Raw genomic sequence first — 18,527 nt, 5'->3', positions numbered from 1 at the left:
AGGTGATATGCTCGTCCATGGCCCGTCTCCTATGCATGAGGCTCGGCGCCGGGATATCCAGCGCAACCCTCGATAACCTGCATACTGTGAGACGGGTCGCCCTACCTCAGGCGAACATGTGGTCTAGGATGGAACGAGAATGAACCTGGATGACGTCGCCTCTTCGACTTTGGTTTTGGAATAGAGCAGGGGCTTGTATTCTCCTTGCCGCCAGCACGTTGTCAGATCTGCATAATGTGCAGATCCCGGAACGCCAGACTGCCCGGGGTTATTAATAAAGAGACTTTCGTCCCAGTTTCCAACGTCGATGACCATACGTACGGATGGGCCGCCGGTAACCGAAAAATCGTCCAATCGATACGCGGCATAATTGAGCGCCGAGCTGTTGCCTCCTAAGCCCACCGGCTCGAAAGACCAATTTGTACTAATGATTGACTGGAGAGGATGCCGTAACTGCAGCTTATGTAGGCGTCCCCACGACCATTTTGTGGAATCTTCCGTCATCAACGTTGAACATTCCATCCAAGCGTCCAGGAGACTAGCTTGCAGCGCTTCAACGAGTTCCCGATCGGGTGCAGCGTTTTCCAACCATGCGGCAATGCTTGGAGCGTCAAGCGGTATAAGCAATGGAAGAACTTGAGCACTCGCGCCCTCGCGCCTCGCGATCAAGGGGCCAAGATGCTTGCTCAGCCAGACCTCAAATAGAGCAGCATGTGCCGAATCCGCGAAAAGATCATTCTGCCAATTTCTCAGAAACTCCCAGATAACTACATTGCGTGTATCCCCGAAAACGCGGGCTGCGGCTGCGGTGATCCGCGCTGCGATAGGTGAGAACGTTGAGCATTGGAGGCGGGTGCAGTCTTCTAGCGAGAAACGTTTGGTGCGGTTAAGCTCATAATGAAGTGTGTCGTGTCTGCTGCTGTCGAGCCATTCATGGCCGATCGCCGGATTAGATTTGGACCAGTCATCTGGAATGTTCATCGCATTCGCAGTGGCGATAAAACCACGCGCTGGATTGATCTCAGATGGACCTTTGTTGGGGCCGAGATAACCTGCCCACTCGAAGCGACCGTCGCCTGGTACAGGAAGGAGGCCATCCCAATTCTCGCGGATCGGCGTAGCCCCTGATGGCCGCCAAGCGATGGTATTGCTAGTATCTGCGTATACATGATTGACCGATGGGCATCCCCAGCCTTCAAGGCTACGCGCATATTCCTTATAGGTCGTTGCCCTCATGACCGTGAGGCTGGCCATGTAGGGCGCGGCTCCCGCATCCGTTAAGACGGTTCGTAGTGCGAAAGCTCGGCTGCTCTTTTCGTCTTGATATAGTACAGGTCCGTGGCGAGTGAACTTCAGCCGAACCGGCTGTTCCGGACATCCCTTAACCGGGATAGCTTCCTCGATGATGCGAGCTCTCTCCCAACCACCGGAGTAGGCGTAATTGTCTGGATCATTTGAGGCAGTATCATAGACGTAAATATCTTCCTGATCCGCGCCGAATATCGTTAGACCGAAGGCGGCTGTTCCGTTGTGCCCCATCGAAATGCCAGGCACCATTGGCTCTCCAGCGCCAATCACGTCCAGACCGGGCATCGCGAGGTGCACGATGTAGCGTATCGATGGTAACGTATGCGTGCGGTGAGGATCTAACGCTAAGATTGGGCGGCCCGTCGCAGTTCTTTCCGCAGATATTGCCCAGTTGTTTGAGCCTTGTTCAAAATACGAACGGACAACTTCACCATTTGGAAATACGGAAGTCCAGAGATTAGCTTCCTCCAATGAACAGGTAAGCCTTTCCTCGGAAAAGGTTACAGGACTTACTGCTAGCTGAAAATCCCTCAACACTCGGTCGCTCATGACCGCCGGGTCGAATCCCTCGGCGAGCACGGGAACGACGCCGCGGGACAGTTGCTTGCGAAGCATGTCGAGTTTTGCACCGAGCTCCGGTCCGGCCAAAGCCATGACTTTCGAGCGCAGGAGCTCTGAAGATGCGTTCCGAGATAGGCAATGGGTACGAATGCGGACGACATCTTCTGGCCTCCAATTATCCGGCCGATTTCCTAGCACAGCGAATTCGGGCGGAAGCTCGAACAGGCCCGCGTCGCAAGCATTGATGAAGGCGTTGATACCGTTCGTGAATGCAGTGCAGATTTCTTCAGCGTCTGGTCCATAAGCTTTCCATTCGGACACCATATCGCCGCGATAAAGAAACAGGCGTGAAGCCCTGTCTTGCGCAAGGTATCCAGGGCCAAAATCGCGCGCTAGAAGGCCTAGGCCCCGCTTGCGGGCCAGATCGATTTGCCACAGCCTATCGCGTGCCACGTTCCAACCCTGCCCAAAGAAGAGGTCTTGTAGCGATTTTGCTGTGATGTGGGGTATGCCCCATTGATCAACATTAATAAAAACGTCGCCTTTAAGCCCTGCCACCTTCAGGAGCTTCGATGTAATGGCAGTCGTCATATCGTGATACCTGTCTTAAAGCGACGTTGCGGGTGCAGATCATCTCCACGTACGCCGTCCTGTGTCCGGACAAGGTCTCGACCGTCGGCCATAACGGCGACGGTCGAGTTCATTCTGCCAAGGATGGAATGCCTCTAGGCTGAGGCCTTCTGCATGTTCCACATCGCAATCAGCTGCGGCATCTCGATGAGTCCAGTGAGTGTCTTGCGGCGTGCGATTGGCGTGACAACCTGGCCAAGCCTGACATCGCCGACGAAATCCCACCAGACCCGTTGCATCTTGCGGGCCAGAGCCTTTCGCTGCTCCAGGGTCTCGACATCCGCCCATTTGGCGCGAAGCGCCTCATATTCGTCGCTCTTCGGCCAGCCATACCAAGCTTGGTCGCCATTCGCGGCCAAATAAGGCGCAGAGAGGGGATTCCCGAGGACGAAATCGGAGTCGCTCGTAGGGAGGATACTCCAGCCGCCGCTCTCAACAGCGCCTTTATTCATGCGGCGCGCGACAAGCCCACCCCAGTCGCTCGGTGCAAGCTCGGCCTTGACCCCTATCTTCTGCATCTCGGCCGCCAATACCTGCAGGGCGGCGTGGGCCTCTGGCCAGCTCGTGGGGTCGAGAATGACTATCTTCTCATCGGTATATCCGGCCTCTTTGAAGAGTTGCTTGGCCTTTTCCGGATCGCCGCCCTTCTTGAACCATCCCGTATTTTCGTCGTTGGAATAGGGCGTGTTGTTGCCGAATATGGAGGTGACGGTGCGCCCGTATTTTGGATCGGGGGCAATGACGCGCAAAATCGCCTCCTGATCGATCAGGTGAAGCATCGCCTGGCGCGCCTTCACATTATCGAATGGCTTCTGCAGGCAATTCATACGAAAGCACCAATCGCTGCCTGCCTTGTCCAGGACTTGGAGCGCAAGGTTGGGATCGCTCTCTATTATAGGGTAGATATCGGCGGGCGGCAGCCAGATGAAATCAGTTTCACCCGCTTGCAACGCAGCCACAGCAGTCTGCTGATCTGCGATATTGTCCCAGATGACGCGATCGACGTTGACGATCTTCCCGCCGGCTAATCCGTTAGAAGGCTCACCGCGCGGTACGTATTTTTCGTTGCGATCGTAGCCAACGCTCGCGCCAGGTTTCGCAAGAGCGTGATTAAACTTGAAGGGACCCGATCCGATGTTCGCGATCACTTGCTCAGTTACGGGGCGATCAGCATCCTTCTCACGCATGATGAACAGGCACGGCTGGGACACTTTTGCCAGCAGATCGATCAACACTCCCAGCGGTTCTCTAAGCGCGATGACGAAGGTCTTATCGTCCTTCTTCGATATGTCCTTAGCCCGATCCATGAGCAGTTTTCCGCCGGCATCGTTCTGGGCCCAGCGACGGATCGAAGCCACACAGTCCGCCGCGGTGACGGGCGTGCCATCGTGCCATCCGAGACCGTCTCGAAGTTCGAACGTATAGGTCTTCTTGTCGTCGGAAATGGCCCACTTCTCCACCATTTGCGGCTGTGGCATAAACTTGGAATCGAGCGAGAACAGCGTGTCGTAGATTGCCAAGCCATGGAAGGTGGCAAGGTCATCGACCGCAAAGATCGGATCGAAGACTGTAAGGTTACCCATCACCATCCGGACCGTCCGCGCATCGGTTGGTGCCGTCTGCGCCCGAAGTATCGACGGCATCGATAGAGCCGTTCCTACCCCCATGCCCACCTTAATGAGGTCACGTCGAGAGATTGTCATGTTCGATTTCCCCAATCTTATTAGTTGCGCAGTTTCCGCACCTATCAAAGCCGTCGACACCACGAGCGAATGATGCGCCTGTCATTTCCCACAAGCACCTGATCGGATCGCGACATTTGGAAATGGTAGTATAGTTGGGAGAAACGTTTGCGCCAAATGCGTCAACTGTTGAAATAGAAGGCCCGCGAAGCGTCGTCATTTGAAACGTCTCAACCTCGGCAGGAATCCACCGGCCACTGCGGACGTACGCCTACGCGCCGCTCAAAGTGGGAGGCGACATTGTTCGAGGATTTTGCGCTCGTACGATCTCCATAAACCTTTTGACAGCCACGGGTCGGACACGGGCAGGGCCCCATTGCGCGGCGTGTTCAACCGCGTTGCTCGTACATCCCGATTTCCTCCAGCGCCACCCGCTGTCGCGCAGTCGCCACGATATGGTCGCCGTTGTCTCCGTCCTCCCGCTGATCTGCCGTGCTGACCAACCATACCGGACCGGAGCGACCGGATCGGGACCTTCGGCCATGGCTCCGCCGGCGCAGGTCAGTATCAAGGTAGCCGGCCAATGGCGCCGCCTTATTCGGAAGCGTGTGAACCGTCGTTATTGCGTCGTGGACGGGTGAGCGGATGTGGCAACAGGTTTTGGTCGGCGTGCAGCGGCGTAGGCGCTAGCCGACTGAACAGCTTCAGATCCTTTCGGAAGTGGGGGTCATTGGAGCGACGGTCGCCGATGTTGCGCACCAGTACGAACCCTGGTACAGGGACAAGCGGCGCAGGTCGGGGTGCGAGCAAGCACCATATTTTGCTGCCTTGAGCTTCATGGTGATGACATTCGGCATGCGTAGGCTGACCTCAGGCTGCTAAAAACGCAGCTGCACCTGCCAGGAAGCCATGCCGAGAGCGCCACTGCTTAAGAATACACGCGTTCAGCGCGGCGAATTCGTTCGGGGAACGCTCTTCCAGCACATCCCAGATGGTACTGCTCAGGCTCGCGTGAAGCGCAGTTTCTTGGTACGGTCCGAGTCAAGCTCGAAACCATCGTCGGTGACGCTTAGCGTCGCCGTCCAGGGCAGGTCAGGACGCATCCCGGTGCCGGGCTTGAGCAGGAACCAGAGATCCTTGTCCGCAGCGACAATGGGCGCTTTCATTGCGCCAAGGTCAGAGCGTAGGCGAAACGTGCCGTGGTGCGTATCGCCATCGATTACGACATCAAGGCCCTGCACCTTGTTGGCGTAGCGCCCGCTGAGAGGCGCAGTTGCCCTAGCGTCTGCGACCAGCGGTGCGTAGAACCTCGGTGTGCCGCAGAACGTACCGTCGATCTTGCCGTCCGGCCGTGGACTGAGAACCAGGTCCGTAATTTCGCGCTCGGGCTTTGCGCCGCCCGGATGGGCGAAATCGAAGCCGGCCACACCACCGGAACTGACAAAGGTCGGCACGCTGTTCTTCGCGACGATCTCGACCACGTCGGGGCCACCTTCTTGCCGGTACCGGCCGGGAGCGAGTTTGATCGGCGCTGGCGCGGCGTTCCCGAAATAAATGTCGGCAATACGGCGGGCGACCGCAAAGGTGGCAAGCTGATCGTGGTTGGTGATGATAACGATGCCGAGCCCGCCGTCGAGGAAGTACATCGATTCCGAGTCGCCGCCAGCAACCGTACCGCTGTGACCGACTGAGCGGCGGCCGCGATAGACGTCCGTGACCAACCCAAGCCCATAGAAGCCTGCCGCGCCATTATCGAAGACACAGGGTGTGCTCATGCGCTCATACATTTTCGCTGTGCCGACCAAGGGATCGATCAGATTCTCCTGCCAGGCCACCATGTCGTCGAGCGTCGAAACCAACCCGCCTTCGCCGCCGAATTCTATCCCCCAGCCAAGTTGGATCCAGCCGTCAGCGCGTTTTGTATAGTGAGCGGCCAGTCGCTTCAGTACGGAGCCATCGCGCAGCATGAGCGAGGTGTCATACATGCCGAGCGGGCCGGTGATGCGCTTGCGCAGGACCTCGTTGAACGTCGCGCCCTCGATCTGCTCGATGATATCGGTCAGCATGAAGAACCCCGAATTCGAATAGATCATCGCGCTGCCGGGCTTGAAGTTGAGCCCGTCCTGCCTGGCAAGGACATCACGGACGGTCTGGCGGTCTGAGGGCGCGAAGATTGATAGGCCGCCAACGCTCATCGCTTCCAGATGGTCCCGATACCCACTGGTGTTGGAGGCGAGGTGCCTGAGCGTGACCGGGTACTCAAGCCGGGGCACATAGGTCAGGTGCTTCTGCACCTCATCCTCCAGACTGAGCTTGCCTTCTGCCTCCAGCATCAGCATCAGCAACACGGCGAACTGCTTGCTCTGCGAGCCGATACGGATGATGGTCTTGCGCCCCATCGGGACATCGTCGTTGATGTTCGCCAGGCCATAGGCATTGGCGAACATCTCGCGGCCGCTCTCAGTCACCGCGACGACAGCGCCAGGCATTTCCGGCCCGCTGCACTCGCTGAACAGTGCGTCGACGCGCTGGGCAAAATCGGCGTTTGACCTAGTCATGACCGTACTTCCTCGGGGGTGATGCTGGTGGACGTCTCCAGGAAATGTGGCCCATGGGCAAGGCAGTTTTGCGCCAATATGCCTCAGTTTTTGCACCACAGACCGCATGAATCGGCGTGGTTTGCGATGTCTCAGCCTTTTTGGGTGTGACCGGCCTGAGCCAGGTCGGAAGGGGACCATGTGGCACTGGGTGACCTCCCTCGCCGCGCATCGCACAGGTGAACTCGTCGATAGAGGTCACGACGCTACGGCAGAATCTATCGTCACGACAACGCAAGCCGTTGACAGTGGCAATAAGGGGTTTGCCAAGCTGACGCGAAGGCACGGCCCTCGCCCGTTGAATCACGACACGAATCCTCGCCTGCATTCCTGGTATGAAAACGAGACTGTCGTCAGATCGTTGCGCTCGATGACCGCTTCGCAGTCGTCACCTTGTTGCCGTTTGCTAGCGCCTGGGCCGGACGCCAGCACTGAGAAGCACGAAGTTGGATTCCCGACCATCCACGACAGTCGAAACCATCCTACGTAGGACGTTGATGACCAGCCGTTGGGCCTCTCAGTCATATTGCCGGTGGTAGCGATCACCCAGAGAGGTCAAGATCTCATAGGATATGGTGCCTGCGGCGCGCGCGACATCCTCGAGAGTCTGGTGCTGCCCGAGCACTTCGACCAGGCTGCCCAGTGTCAGCGTACCCTCAGGCAATGCGGTGATATCAATTATCGTGCTGTCCATGGATACGCGGCCTACGATTGGTAAGCGCGTTCCCTGATAACAGACGGCGCCGCGATCACTCAGGCTTCGGGGCAGACCGTCAGCATAGCCCGCGGCAATCGTCGCGAGCCGAGTTTCCTGGTGCGTGACATGTATGCCGCCATAACCGACCTTGGTGCCAGCCGAGACGGTGCGCGTCTGCACAACGGCAACATCGAGCCTGACGACTGGTTCCATTGCGTTGTCTCCCCCAGCGCTTGAGGCCCCGCCATAAAGCGCGATGCCCGGCCGGGCAAGTTCGCCGTGAAACGCATAGCCCAGGAACACACCCCCGGAATTGGCGAAGGAAATGTCAAAGCCGGGAAACGCATCGGCTATTCGTATCATCTCGCCCAACTGCTCGCCGTTTTGCTCGCTGTCCTTGTCATCTGCGGAAGCCAAATGGCTCATGATGAACAGTATCTCGACGCTATCCTCTTGCTCGAGTGCGTCCGCCAACGCCGAGCGCTCTTCCGGCGGAATGCCGAGCCGCGACATTCCTGTATCGAACTGTAGCACGGCCGGCAGGGTGCGCTTTCGGTGGCTAGCGGCATCCGCCCATTGCCTCCACTGCTCCAGCGAGTTGACAACTGGAATGATGTCGCTTGCTGCACAGGCGGTCTCGTCCCCGGGTTGCAATCCGTTCAGAACGAAAATCTCAGCGTCGCACGGGAGCGTGGGTCGAAGTTTGGCGGCCTCACCAAACACAGCAACGAAGAACTGCTTGCAACCTTTAGCATACAGCGCCTTTGCGACTTGCTCGGCACCGAGGCCATATGCATCCGCCTTCACTACGGCAGCCGCACGCACCGGAGCGAGGATCGAGGAAAGCTTAATTGCGGCCGAGAGCGGAGAGGTCAATTGTTAGGCAGCCTGTGGCTCGTTGCGCCGTGGCGCCAGCGCTCGTACGCGAGATACTGCAAGCCATTTGTTTCGACCTCTCGAGTGATCCGCAAAGTATTACTTCAGCATAGGGGGATGCTGGTCCCGCTAAGCCGCTGCGGGCCGCCTTCGGCGGGGCCAACGGGCAGCATTGACTCACTTGCCCGCGCCGCTATTCGGAACTCAGGTCGGGACCAAAGTCGATCGCGCGGCCGAAGAAAGAGGATGGCGTAGGCCAACCCTCACCTCAAGCGACGAAAAGCCGGCACCACCCTGGATGAGGCAATGCGGCGGTCAGTTTTCGTGTCGCCCAACAGAATCTTCCAAAACTTCCCCAATACTTTGTTGCCCCACAGCAAGCATCTATGTTGCAAATCGTCTTGAGCTACCAAGCTCTTGCTAAATGCCGCGTTGCGCTGAACTGGGCTGCAGTCGGATCACTCCGACGCCGCTCTGGATTTCGATATGCGTGCCAAATGGCTTCGAGAGCTTCTGGAGGCGCTCCAGAATGGCCGCTCCCTGAGGCGGGGGGGCGAGACGCGGCACTCCCCGGTTGGCGAACCGCATCGAGCGACGAAGCTCGATCGGATAGAGCCGCAGTTCAGCAAGTTGGTTGTCCTCAAAGTGGCTGATAGTGACGACGCTCTCGTAAAATTCCACACCAGATTGGGGGCCGACAAATCCTTCTGCCGTAGGGTAGCCTTTTGCCACCTCATCGACAGTCACCTCGGCATCAGTATCGACACGCGGGTCCTTTCCGTATTCCTCGTACATGTCAGCGCCTACCGGCGTGCGAAGGTCCTGGCAGAAAAAATTCCCCAAGCTGTAAAAAATGGGCCGGCCTTTATAGATCTCGACGCCTCGCAACACATGTGGCCCATGCGCGATGTATGCATCAGCCCCGGCATCAATAAGGCTGCGCGCAAACGATTGTTCGTAGTCAGCCGGTTCCTGGCTCCATTCCCCGGGCTCGTGCCCGTGGTTCGTGGCGATGCAGAAGTCTGAGACCTGCTTGCCCTGACGTACGTTGCGCAGGATATTGGCGACATCGCGCGAGTTAGCTTCGAAGCTGTAACTGGCTTTGGTGCCCGCTTTGTAGCTCACCCCTCCGAGGACTACTCGGCTTGGATCTTTTCCAGCGGGATTGTAGCCTGGTAATACTTCGCGCACCTGTCTCAAGCTCTCGAGCATCTCGGGCGGGACTATGATGCTTTTCGCCAAACGAAGGGGGTTAAGGCCTGGTCTGCCTGGCGCTTCGCCGGCGGGATCGCATGCACGAGCCATGGGCCCGAACGTCGAGGCAAATGATATCATCGCCACACGCCCGCGAGGCGTTTCCAGGAAGCGGGCGGCTCCGGCTTGTGCGAGGTTTTCGCCTGCGCCTGCGTGGATGATCCTGTGCTTATCAAGCGCGAGGCTCGTCTCGCGCATGCCTTCGACGCCCCAGTCGAGCGTATGGTTGTTCGCGCGACTGACCATATCGAAGCCCATCGCTTTCAAATCAGCTCCCAGCTCCGGGTCGCTGATGCAATACGCCCCCCCGTACTCAGCCTGCGGGCATCCTTTGGATAGAACATCCAAGATGTTGGTTTCCAAGTTGCCGAAAGTGACGTCGGCCTCGTCAAAGATCCTGAGGACATCGGCTAGGCCGGGATAGTGACCTTTTGTTACCGGCCGCGCATAGAGAAGGTCGCCAACTGCCGCCATTGTGAAGCCGTCTTCAACGTTTGTGGCAACTGAACCGACCGTGTCAAAGCCACCGTCCTCCTGGATCGGATGGCGACCATTTTCGTGCGGATCTCTCTCCATGTTTTCCTACTTTTCACGAGTGCTGTTGTGAATGCCACCGTACTTGCGTTTTCCGACGCCTAAAGGACCGAACGCTGTGACTCTGCCACCGAAGCGAGTCGAGCGCTGCCCGCCACAAACGGCTGTCCCAGAATGCCTGTGGCCGGAGCGCGCACATGACAGGCGACGACACGTCCGTCCGCCATCGGCACCAGAGGCGGCACGTCGATGCGGCAACGCTCGACCGCGAGCGGGCAGCGTGGATGGAACGCGCAGCCCTTTGGCGGATTGATCGGGCTTGGCACCTCGCCCTCGACGGGCGCCTCGAGCCTAACCCGTGTCGGATCCGGTATCGGGGCTGCCGCAATCAGCGCCTCCGTGTAAGGGTGGACGGGCTTGGCGAAGAGGGCCTCGCAGGGAGCGAGCTCGACGATCCGCCCCAAATACATGACCGCGACCCGATGGCCGATATGCTCGACGACGCCAAGATCATGTGAGATGAAGACAAAGGCAATGCCCATCTGCTGCTGGAGATCCAGAAGCAGGTTCAGGATCTGTGCCTGCACGGAAACATCGAGGGCTGAGACCGCCTCGTCGGCGATGATGAGCGAGGGCTGAAGAGCCAAGGCCCGCGCAATGCCGAGCCGCTGCCGCTGGCCGCCCGACAACTCCGACGGGAGCCTGTCCATCATCTCGGGCGACATGCCGACCTTTCGCAAAAGCTCCGCGGCAAGTGCCTTTCGCTGTTTCCGGCTGAGGCGTTCGAAATTCTCGACGGGCTCAGTAATGATCTTTTCAGCGGTCAGGCGCGGATTGAGCGACGAGTAAGGGTCCTGGAAGACCATCTGCATCCGCCGGCGCCAGGCGCGAAGAGCATCCTTCTTGAGGCCGGCGATATCGGTGCCGTCGATCAGCACGCGCCCGGCAGTCGGTTCGACGAGCCGCATCAGGAGCCGTGCGACGGTGGACTTGCCGCAGCCGGATTCGCCGACGATGCAGAGCGTCTCGCCAGCCTCGACCGAGAAGGAGACATCCTCCACCGCCCGCACCACCGGGATGGTCTTGTTCAGGAACCCAGTACCGAGCGGATAATGCTTGGTCAGGTTCTCGACTTTCAGCAGAGGACCGCTCATGCGCCCATCACCTCTTCAGCGCGCCAGCAAGCCGCCCCATGCCCGGGCAGAACATCTCGTAAGATGGGCGTTTTCTCGCGGCAAATGTCGATCGCGAATGGACAGCGAGGCGCGAAGCTACATCCCACGATCGGCTCGCGCAGACTGGGCACGATACCGGGGATTTCCGGCAGGCGACGCTGTCGGCCGCGCCGCCGATCAGGCACCGAGCGCATCAGGCCCTGCGTGTAGGGGTGCGAGGGCCGCGCGAACAGATCAACTACGCTCGCCTGCTCCACGATGCGGCCGGCATACATGACAATCACGCGTTGGCATGTCTCGGCGACGACGCCCAGATCGTGCGTGATGAACATGACCGCCGTTCCTGTACGCTCTTTCAGTTCAACCACCAGCCGCAGGATTTGTGCCTGGATAGTGACGTCGAGCGCAGTCGTAGGCTCGTCGGCGATCAAGAGTTCCGGCGAGCAGGCAAGCGCCATGGCGATCATGGCACGTTGACGCATGCCGCCCGACATTTCGTGGGGATAGTTTTTGACCCGTCGTTCGGGGTCCGCGATGCGCACCAGACGCAGCAATTCTTGTGCCTTGGCCATCGCTTCTGATTTGGTGGCCTTGGTGTGGATCTGCACGGCTTCAGCGATCTGGTGACCGACGGTGTAAACCGGGTTCAGGCTTGTCATCGGCTCCTGGAAGATCATGGCGATCCGGTTGCCGCGGATTCCTCGCATCTCACGTTCGGAGAGTTTCAGGAGGTCGCGTCCACCAAAGCGCACCTCGCCGCCGACGGTCTTGGCGGTGAGCTTCGGCAGCAGGCGAAGGATCGACAATGCGGTGACGCTCTTGCCGCATCCGGACTCACCGACGACGCCGAGCGTCTCACCCCTCTTGACCTGGAAGCTGATGCCGCCCAGTGCGCGGGTCACGCTTTCATCGCCGTAAAAGTGTGTCTCGAGGTCTCGAACATCGAGAAGCACCTCGTCCCCTAGGGTCTTATGCATTTGCATGTCAGCGCCTCCGCTTTGAGCGGGGATCGAACAGGTCGCGCAAGCCGTCCCCGAGCAGGTTTACGGCAAGGACCATGACGGCAAGGCAGATGCCGGGAGCAAAGATGGTCAATGGGGCGATAGCGAGATACAAGCGAGAGCTTGAGATCATGTTGCCCCAGCTGGGGATATCGGGCGGCACGCCTACGCCGAGAAAGCTCAGTCCGGCTTCTGTCAGAATCGCATCTGCGCACACAATGGCGCTCTGCACCATAAGCGCCGGAATGGTGCTCGGCAGGATGTGCCGCCACAGCACCTTCGGCAGGCGCGCGCCGCCGCAGAGCGCGGCCTCGACATAGGGACGCTCCCGAACACTCATAACCACCGAACGAACCAGCCGCGTGACGCTTGGCAGCTGGACGATCGAGATGGCGACGATGAGGATACCGACTCCGGGGCCGGTCAGGGATATCAGCGCAATCGCCAGCAGAATCGTCGGGATCGACATCAGGCCGTCCATGACCCGCATCGCGATGCTGTCGAAGCCGCGGCTGTAGCCGGCGAGGACACCGATCAGAAGACCGCCCAGAGCTGCGCCCGCCGCCGAAGTCAATCCGACGATTAGTGAGATCCGGGCCCCGAACACGGTACGTGCAAACACGTCACGGCCCAGATTGTCGCTCCCGAACCACATCTCGGCCGAAGCTGGCTGAAGCCGTTTGAATGGATCCATGTTCAGGGGATCGCCGGCGTAAAGCGGGGCAGCAAGTGCTAGAACTATCATTAGGGCCAGGAGGCTGCCGCCAATCACGACCAGCGGATGCCGCCTTGCGAGACGCGGCAGGTCAGATATTTGCAGGCGGCCCGTCGAAACGGTCTCAACTGGTGCGGACAGCAGTGTCATATCAGTACCTGATGCGAGGATCGACAAGGGTGTAGGAAAGATCGACCGCCAAATTGATCAAGACGTACAGACCCGAAACCAGGATGAGCACACCTTGAATGATGGGATAGTCGCGGTTGTTAATCGCATCGACCACCAAACGACCGACACCAGGTATGTTGAACACCGTTTCCGTGATGACAACACCGCCAATCAGGCCTGCGAAACTTAAGCCGATCACGGTGAGGATCGGGGCACCAGCATTCTTCAGAGCATGGTGGAAAAGCATGGCATAGGACGACGCGCCCTTGGCAGCGGCCGTTCGCATATAGTCTTCCGACAGAACTTCGAGCATGCTCGCTCGCGCTATCCGGGCGATGAAAGCAATATAGGCAAGACTCAAAGTGAGAGTCGGCAGGATCAGGTGAACAAACCACGGGCCAAGGCCTTGGCCAATAGGCTTGTATCCCTGGACCGGCAGCCAATGCGCGCTGATCGCGAACAAGTATATCAAAAAGAAGCCGATGACGAACACCGGGACCGAAAAACCAAGTGTCGCGAATGCCGTCAGGATGCGGTCAACAAGGCCGCCAGCTCGCCATGCGGCAAGGATACCGAACGAAACCCCGACCGTCACCGAAAGGATCATCGTCACGATCGAAAGGGAAATGGTCGGTTCAAGGCGCTGCGCGATGAGTTCGAGAACCGGTCGCCCGGCGAAGATCGAAGTGCCGAAATCGCCGCTGAGCATGTCGCCAACCCAACGAATGAACTGAACCGGCATAGGATCGTTCAGGCCCAGCCTCTCCCGGATGCCGGCGATCATCTCCGCCGTGGCCGACTTGCCGGCGATGATGGCCGCCGGATCCCCCGGCGCCAGTCTCAGAAGCAGAAAGACGAAGATCCCGACCATCACCATGACGGCGATGGTCGAAACTATCCTGCGAAGGATATAGGCCGTCATCAGGCTACGTCCTTCCGCAAGTTCCAAAATGGAACAAGAAACCCGGGGACCTCAATAAGCCCAGTTAGTGTCTTGCGACGCGCGATTGGGCTGACAATCTGGCCCAGTCTAACATCGCCAACGAAGTCCCACCAAACCCGTTGCATCTCGCGGGCCAGAGCTTTGCGTTCTTCAAGAGTGCCCACATCCGCCCATTTGCCTCGAAGAGCTTCGTATTCGTCGTTCTTCGGCCAGCCAAACCAGGCCTTGTCGCCGCTCGCGTTGTGGAAGACGGCGGAAATCGGATCGCCTTGGACGTAGTCAGGATCAGTTGTGATAAAGATGCTCCAGCCGCCGCTCTCAACGGGACCCTTATTACCCCGGCGGGCAACAATCCCGCCCCAGTCGCTCGGTGCAAGTTCGGCATTGATCCCGATCTTCTGCAGCGTGGCCGCTAGAAGCTGGGAAGCAGCATGGGCCGCTGCCCAACTCGTAGGGTCTAGTATGACAATCTTTTCGCCCGCATATCCGGCTTCCTGGAAGAGTTGCTTGGCTCTCTCCGGGTCGCCTCCCTTCCTAAACCAGCCGGTGTTTTCGTCGTTGGAATAAGGCGTACTGTTTCCAAAGATTGAAGTGACAGGTCGGCCGAATCTCGGATCGGGAGCGGCGACCCGCAGGAACGCCTCCTGGTCGAGCAGATGAAGGATCGCCTGGCGCGCCTTCACACTGTCAAACGGTTTCTGCAGAAAATTCATGCGCAAACAGAAGTCGTCGCCGGACTTGTTCAGAACCTGCAGTGCAAGATTGGGATCGCTCTCGATGACCGAGTAAAGATCCGCAGGTGGGTTACTGATGAAATCGATCTCACCCGCCTGCAAGGCCGCCAGAGAAGTCTGCTGATCCGCGATATTTTCCCAGATGACACGATCGACCTTGACAACCTTCCCGCCGGCCAGCCCGTTGGATGGCTCGCTACGCGGTACGTATTTTTCGTTGCGATCGTACGTGTAACTTGAGCCTGACTTCATAAGGGATTCATTGAACTTCAAAGGTCCCGATCCAATGTTCGTGGTCACCTTCTCGGTAAACGGGCGCTCCGCGTCCTTTTCGCGCATGATGAACGGCCCCGGCGCAGCAATTCTTGCCAGCATATCAGTCAATATCGCCAACGGTTCCTTGAACACGATGGTGAAGGTTTTGTCGTCCTTTTTCGAAATATCCCTGGCTCGCTCCATGAGCAGTTGTCCGCCGCTTTGGCCCCAGCGACGGATTGAAGCCACACAGTCCGCTGCGGTAACGCTCGACCCGTCGTGCCAGGCCAAACCATCCCGTAGCTCAAACGTATAAGTCTTCTTATCGTCCGATACAGCCCACTTCCCAACCATTTGCGGCTGCGGCTTCAAAGCAGAATCGAGTGCAAATAGCGTGTCGTAAATGGCAAGACCATGAATTTGGGTAGGGTCAGTCGTCGTGAAGATCGGATCGAAGACGGTAAGGTCACTACCCATCGCCATCCGCACCGTTCGCGCGGCGGTTGGCTCCGTCTGCGCCCGCAGTACCGACGGCATCGATAGAGCGGTTCCAGCGGCCATGCCCATTTTAATGAGGTTGCGGCGAGAGATTGTCATGTTTCAGTTCCCCTTTTTCGCGTTAGTGGCGCGATTGATCGGCGCTTCTACGGCCTGTCCTCGCCACGATTTTTAACAAACGATTATCGGCGGCGACATGTAGGAACCGTACTACCTGGTCCAGGAACGTTTGTGCCGAAATGAGTGAACTGCTGAAATAAAGGCCCTACGAAGGGGCGTTGTTTGAAATACGTGCGCCTCCGCGGGCCGCACGCGATAGCTCGTCTTAGCCGTCTTTGATGCACGGTGAGAGCTTTAGGCGGCCTGAAGCGGCGATCTGGTCGCTGTTGCGACGCTTTTTGACAACCCGCTTGAGGCGACGGCGGTGGTCCGTCGTGATGGAAGGCGGGTTTGGAGGTTGCGCTCGGCGGGTTTGTTTCGGGGTGTCTGCATCGTTTGTTTCGCGAGCCGCGCGGGATGCGATTGAGGACGATGCGCAGGATGCGCTGGTCGGGGCAGGACGTCGGCAGATGCAGGCGGATCTGGTTTTCATCTCGACCACCCGCGCGGCGATCTTGATGAGGCGCAAACGCAGCGTGTCGAATGGGGCGACGGCAAAGCTGGAGCGCTTCGGCATCGCGGCGCGCAGGCCCCACATGAGCCAGTAGGCGCCGGCATTCAGGAAGAGCCGGAATTGGTTGGCCGTCGCTTTTGCGCAGTAGGTTCGGTCGGCGGCAAGATGCGTCTTCCAGGACTTGATGTGGTTCTCGGCTGCTCCGTGTCGGCAGTAGACACCCTCGTAGAGCGCCTTGGCCGTGCCACCAAGGTTGGTGACGATGAAGCGGGTGTCGGCGCCGAAGGCGCCGACCTCGACCGGGGCGATGATGCGCTCCACTATGGCTCCAGCTGCCGGCGCCGTCCAGGAACTCCTTGAAGCGGAGGACCTTGTTCGTCTTCGCCGACACTTCGAAGCGCGCCGTCGTGCCGGCTTCCAGCCCCATGACATGCTTGCGCAATGTGGTGGTGGGCGCCAGGCCGAGAATGAAGTAGATGGCGTTGGCGCGGCACCAGTCGATGACCTGCGGACTGCAGTAGTGGCTGTCGGCCCGGATCAGGAACCGGGTGTTCGGCCAATCGGCGCGGATCGCCCGCACCAGGCGGCGCAGGTGAGCGCGGATCTCGACGCCACTGGGTCGCTTGGCTGGTCGCAGGATCGCGCTGACAAACCGTCCAGCGCCATCGAACACCATGATCGGCTGGAAGCCGTATTCGTCGTGATGAGCATTGAACAGTCGGAGCTGCTGGCTGCCGTGCGCGGCGTCAAACGTGTCCTCAATGTCGAGCACAATCCGCTTACCTTGCGGAAGGAAGCGCAATAAAGGTCGACCATCGCACGGCCCATAACGACCAGTTCTCGCACGCCAGGCAGGTTCTCCAGCCGGCACATCGCCGATTGCGACGCCAGATTGCGACCCGAAGGCAGCGCATCCTGGGCCATATTGAAGACCGGATCGGAGCGCAGCCGGTTGGCGTCGTTGCCATCCTCATAACCGGCGGCAACCATCTTCATTGCGGAAGCCGATCATATCGGACCACACTATGGATGCCCTGGTCCGGGCAGCGCGAATCATCGATGCAGCGCGCCAGACGGTCAGCCACCCACAGCCGCTTTTCCACCTCGGCCAGAGCCAGAACGCCACTGTTCGAAGACTGCATACCCCCGTCGAAACGGGCGACGACGGACTTGCCGACTGATGACAAACCGCTCAGCGGCAGCGTAGGATCATGCGTGGCGGTGTTTACGGGTTAGGTCCGCAAGCGCACCAGCCCCCGACGCTGCACCTGCTGTGAGGAATTGGTGGCGTACGGGCGAGCCAGTCTCTCCCATCCTTGCAGCCCGGACCCAGGCGTGAGACGGACGCCGCAAGTTATCCAGCGCGATCTATCGACGTGAACGATCCTGCGGCGTTGATGATGAAGTCGATTTCCCGCGCTCGGCGAGCTTGAAAAGATGTTGCCGCGGCTGGATGCGAATGTCTGAGTAGCAGCATATTATACTTTGCGTACCCACCGGTGAGGTGGTAGGATGCTGAACATTGTTCCTCAACCAAATCGGATGGTCGTGGAATGGGACTCGTTCAACGACCCCTACGCGAAGGAACCGTTCATGTATTTCCGGCTGACGTATGAAGGGCCGTTACACGCCACCCAAGACGTGCAAGGCGACCCTGATAAACGGCGGTTTCAGAAGCATGACTTGCGTCGCAAATTTCATCCCCAGCTAAAGCATCTGTGGGAAACGCACCCCATGTTGATTGAGAAAAATTCGGGTCGCGATGGGCATGCCGTGCGCTACATCGCACGGACCGCCGCCGAGAACCAAGTCTACGGCTACAGCTATGTGCCTCTTCTAAAAAAAGGAGACCATGTTATCTGCCACATAGAAACCCTTTTCCTGCGCCGTCAGATGCCGGGAGGACTGATAAGGGGTGGCGATCTCGATAACCGAATGAAATCCCTCTATGACGGCCTGCGTATGCCTAGCCGTCCGGCGGAGATGCGAGATATCGCCGGGCCACAGGCCGACGAAACTCCCTTCTTTGTCCTCCTGGAAGAGGACAACTTAATCACTCATACGGCCATTGAAACCGACATACTACTTGACCCACCCGAAGACCCCGGAAGTGACGCCGATATGGCACGCGTCAGACTAATCCTGACTGTCGGAATTAAAGCGTGTCGCGATTAATCGGCCTCATATCCGGCCGCTTTGAAGAAGTTTCTGCATTCGGTTGGCTCGAACAGATGGCAGATATCGCCGAGAGCCTCGCAGAGTGCATCGAAGCTTCTGGCCGCC

The 18,527-nt window shown here is 58.7% G+C and carries 12 protein-coding genes and 2 pseudogenes; 1 reads left to right on the top strand and 13 read right to left on the bottom strand.

What is annotated here, in order from left to right:
* Positions 1–123 precede the first annotated feature (123 nt).
* The 13 genes and pseudogenes from CKW40_RS40130 to CKW40_RS45840 all read right to left on the bottom strand — a co-directional run bounded on the left by CKW40_RS40130 (position 124) and on the right by CKW40_RS45840 (position 17,386).
* Positions 124–2,460, bottom strand: a complete 2,337-nt coding sequence (locus CKW40_RS40130) for a penicillin acylase family protein (protein ID WP_095205129.1) — start codon at positions 2,458–2,460, stop codon at positions 124–126.
* A 134-nt stretch (positions 2,461–2,594) separates the two neighbouring features.
* Positions 2,595–4,202, bottom strand: coding sequence for an ABC transporter substrate-binding protein (locus tag CKW40_RS40125; protein ID WP_095205128.1), 1,608 nt, complete (start codon positions 4,200–4,202; stop codon positions 2,595–2,597).
* A gap of 980 nt (positions 4,203–5,182) precedes the next feature.
* On the bottom strand, positions 5,183–6,739 hold the full coding sequence (locus tag CKW40_RS40120) for a serine hydrolase domain-containing protein (protein ID WP_179298289.1): 1,557 nt from the start codon (positions 6,737–6,739) through the stop codon (positions 5,183–5,185).
* A gap of 556 nt (positions 6,740–7,295) precedes the next feature.
* A pseudogene (alr, locus tag CKW40_RS40115) lies at positions 7,296–8,418 on the bottom strand (alanine racemase).
* A 353-nt stretch (positions 8,419–8,771) separates the two neighbouring features.
* Positions 8,772–10,181: a CapA family protein gene (locus tag CKW40_RS40110; RefSeq protein ID WP_095205126.1), complete on the bottom strand. Its 1,410-nt coding sequence runs from the start codon at positions 10,179–10,181 to the stop codon at positions 8,772–8,774.
* A 59-nt stretch (positions 10,182–10,240) separates the two neighbouring features.
* A complete protein-coding gene (locus CKW40_RS40105; RefSeq protein WP_095205125.1) occupies positions 10,241–11,293 on the bottom strand; it encodes an ABC transporter ATP-binding protein in 1,053 nt (350 codons plus the stop codon).
* Positions 11,290–12,297 (bottom strand): ABC transporter ATP-binding protein, encoded by a 1,008-nt coding sequence (locus CKW40_RS40100; protein WP_095205124.1) that lies wholly within the window; start codon positions 12,295–12,297, stop codon positions 11,290–11,292. The genes CKW40_RS40105 and CKW40_RS40100 overlap by 4 nt, the downstream gene beginning before the upstream one ends.
* A gap of 1 nt (position 12,298) precedes the next feature.
* Entirely contained in the window at positions 12,299–13,180 is an 882-nt protein-coding gene (locus CKW40_RS40095) for an ABC transporter permease (protein ID WP_095205123.1), read from the bottom strand.
* Position 13,181: 1 nt separating this feature from the next.
* Positions 13,182–14,123, bottom strand: a complete 942-nt coding sequence (locus tag CKW40_RS40090) for an ABC transporter permease (protein WP_095205122.1) — start codon at positions 14,121–14,123, stop codon at positions 13,182–13,184.
* Entirely contained in the window at positions 14,123–15,730 is a 1,608-nt protein-coding gene (locus tag CKW40_RS40085) for an ABC transporter substrate-binding protein (RefSeq protein ID WP_095205121.1), read from the bottom strand. The genes CKW40_RS40090 and CKW40_RS40085 overlap by 1 nt, the downstream gene beginning before the upstream one ends.
* A gap of 226 nt (positions 15,731–15,956) precedes the next feature.
* Positions 15,957–16,565, bottom strand: coding sequence for a transposase (locus CKW40_RS45850; protein ID WP_369333067.1), 609 nt, complete (start codon positions 16,563–16,565; stop codon positions 15,957–15,959).
* Positions 16,462–17,234 (bottom strand): annotated as a pseudogene (locus CKW40_RS45845) (transposase); the annotation flags it as partial. The gene CKW40_RS45850 and the pseudogene CKW40_RS45845, both read right to left, overlap by 104 nt.
* A gap of 2 nt (positions 17,235–17,236) precedes the next feature.
* Positions 17,237–17,386, bottom strand: coding sequence for a hypothetical protein (locus CKW40_RS45840; protein WP_369333066.1), 150 nt, complete (start codon positions 17,384–17,386; stop codon positions 17,237–17,239).
* A 370-nt stretch (positions 17,387–17,756) separates the two neighbouring features.
* On the opposite strand from CKW40_RS45840, the gene CKW40_RS40075 reads away from it, so the two are divergent.
* The gene (locus CKW40_RS40075; protein WP_143748491.1) at positions 17,757–18,419 is read left to right on the top strand and encodes a hypothetical protein; all 663 of its coding nucleotides are present in this window, start codon (positions 17,757–17,759) and stop codon (positions 18,417–18,419) included.
* The last annotated feature ends 108 nt before the right edge of the window (positions 18,420–18,527 follow it).

Source organism: Mesorhizobium carmichaelinearum (assembly GCF_900199455.1).
Lineage (GTDB): Bacteria > Pseudomonadota > Alphaproteobacteria > Rhizobiales > Rhizobiaceae > Mesorhizobium > Mesorhizobium carmichaelinearum.
This window is presented reverse-complemented; position numbering and strand designations above follow the sequence as displayed.

Excerpts from the sequence above, each read along its gene's own strand:
- CKW40_RS40130 (WP_095205129.1), bottom strand. The coding sequence starts at position 2,460 with ATGACGACTGCCATTACATCGAAGCTCCTGAAGGTGGCAGGGCTTAAA.
- CKW40_RS40125 (WP_095205128.1), bottom strand. The coding sequence starts at position 4,202 with ATGACAATCTCTCGACGTGACCTCATTAAGGTGGGCATGGGGGTAGGA.
- CKW40_RS40120 (WP_179298289.1), bottom strand. The coding sequence starts at position 6,739 with ATGACTAGGTCAAACGCCGATTTTGCCCAGCGCGTCGACGCACTGTTC.
- CKW40_RS40110 (WP_095205126.1), bottom strand. The coding sequence starts at position 10,181 with ATGGAGAGAGATCCGCACGAAAATGGTCGCCATCCGATCCAGGAGGAC.
- CKW40_RS40105 (WP_095205125.1), bottom strand. The coding sequence starts at position 11,293 with ATGAGCGGTCCTCTGCTGAAAGTCGAGAACCTGACCAAGCATTATCCG.
- CKW40_RS40100 (WP_095205124.1), bottom strand. The coding sequence starts at position 12,297 with ATGCAAATGCATAAGACCCTAGGGGACGAGGTGCTTCTCGATGTTCGA.
- CKW40_RS40095 (WP_095205123.1), bottom strand. The coding sequence starts at position 13,180 with ATGACACTGCTGTCCGCACCAGTTGAGACCGTTTCGACGGGCCGCCTG.
- CKW40_RS40090 (WP_095205122.1), bottom strand. The coding sequence starts at position 14,123 with ATGACGGCCTATATCCTTCGCAGGATAGTTTCGACCATCGCCGTCATG.
- CKW40_RS40085 (WP_095205121.1), bottom strand. The coding sequence starts at position 15,730 with ATGACAATCTCTCGCCGCAACCTCATTAAAATGGGCATGGCCGCTGGA.
- CKW40_RS45840 (WP_369333066.1), bottom strand. The coding sequence starts at position 17,386 with ATGCAGTCTTCGAACAGTGGCGTTCTGGCTCTGGCCGAGGTGGAAAAG.
- CKW40_RS40075 (WP_143748491.1), top strand. The coding sequence starts at position 17,757 with ATGCTGAACATTGTTCCTCAACCAAATCGGATGGTCGTGGAATGGGAC.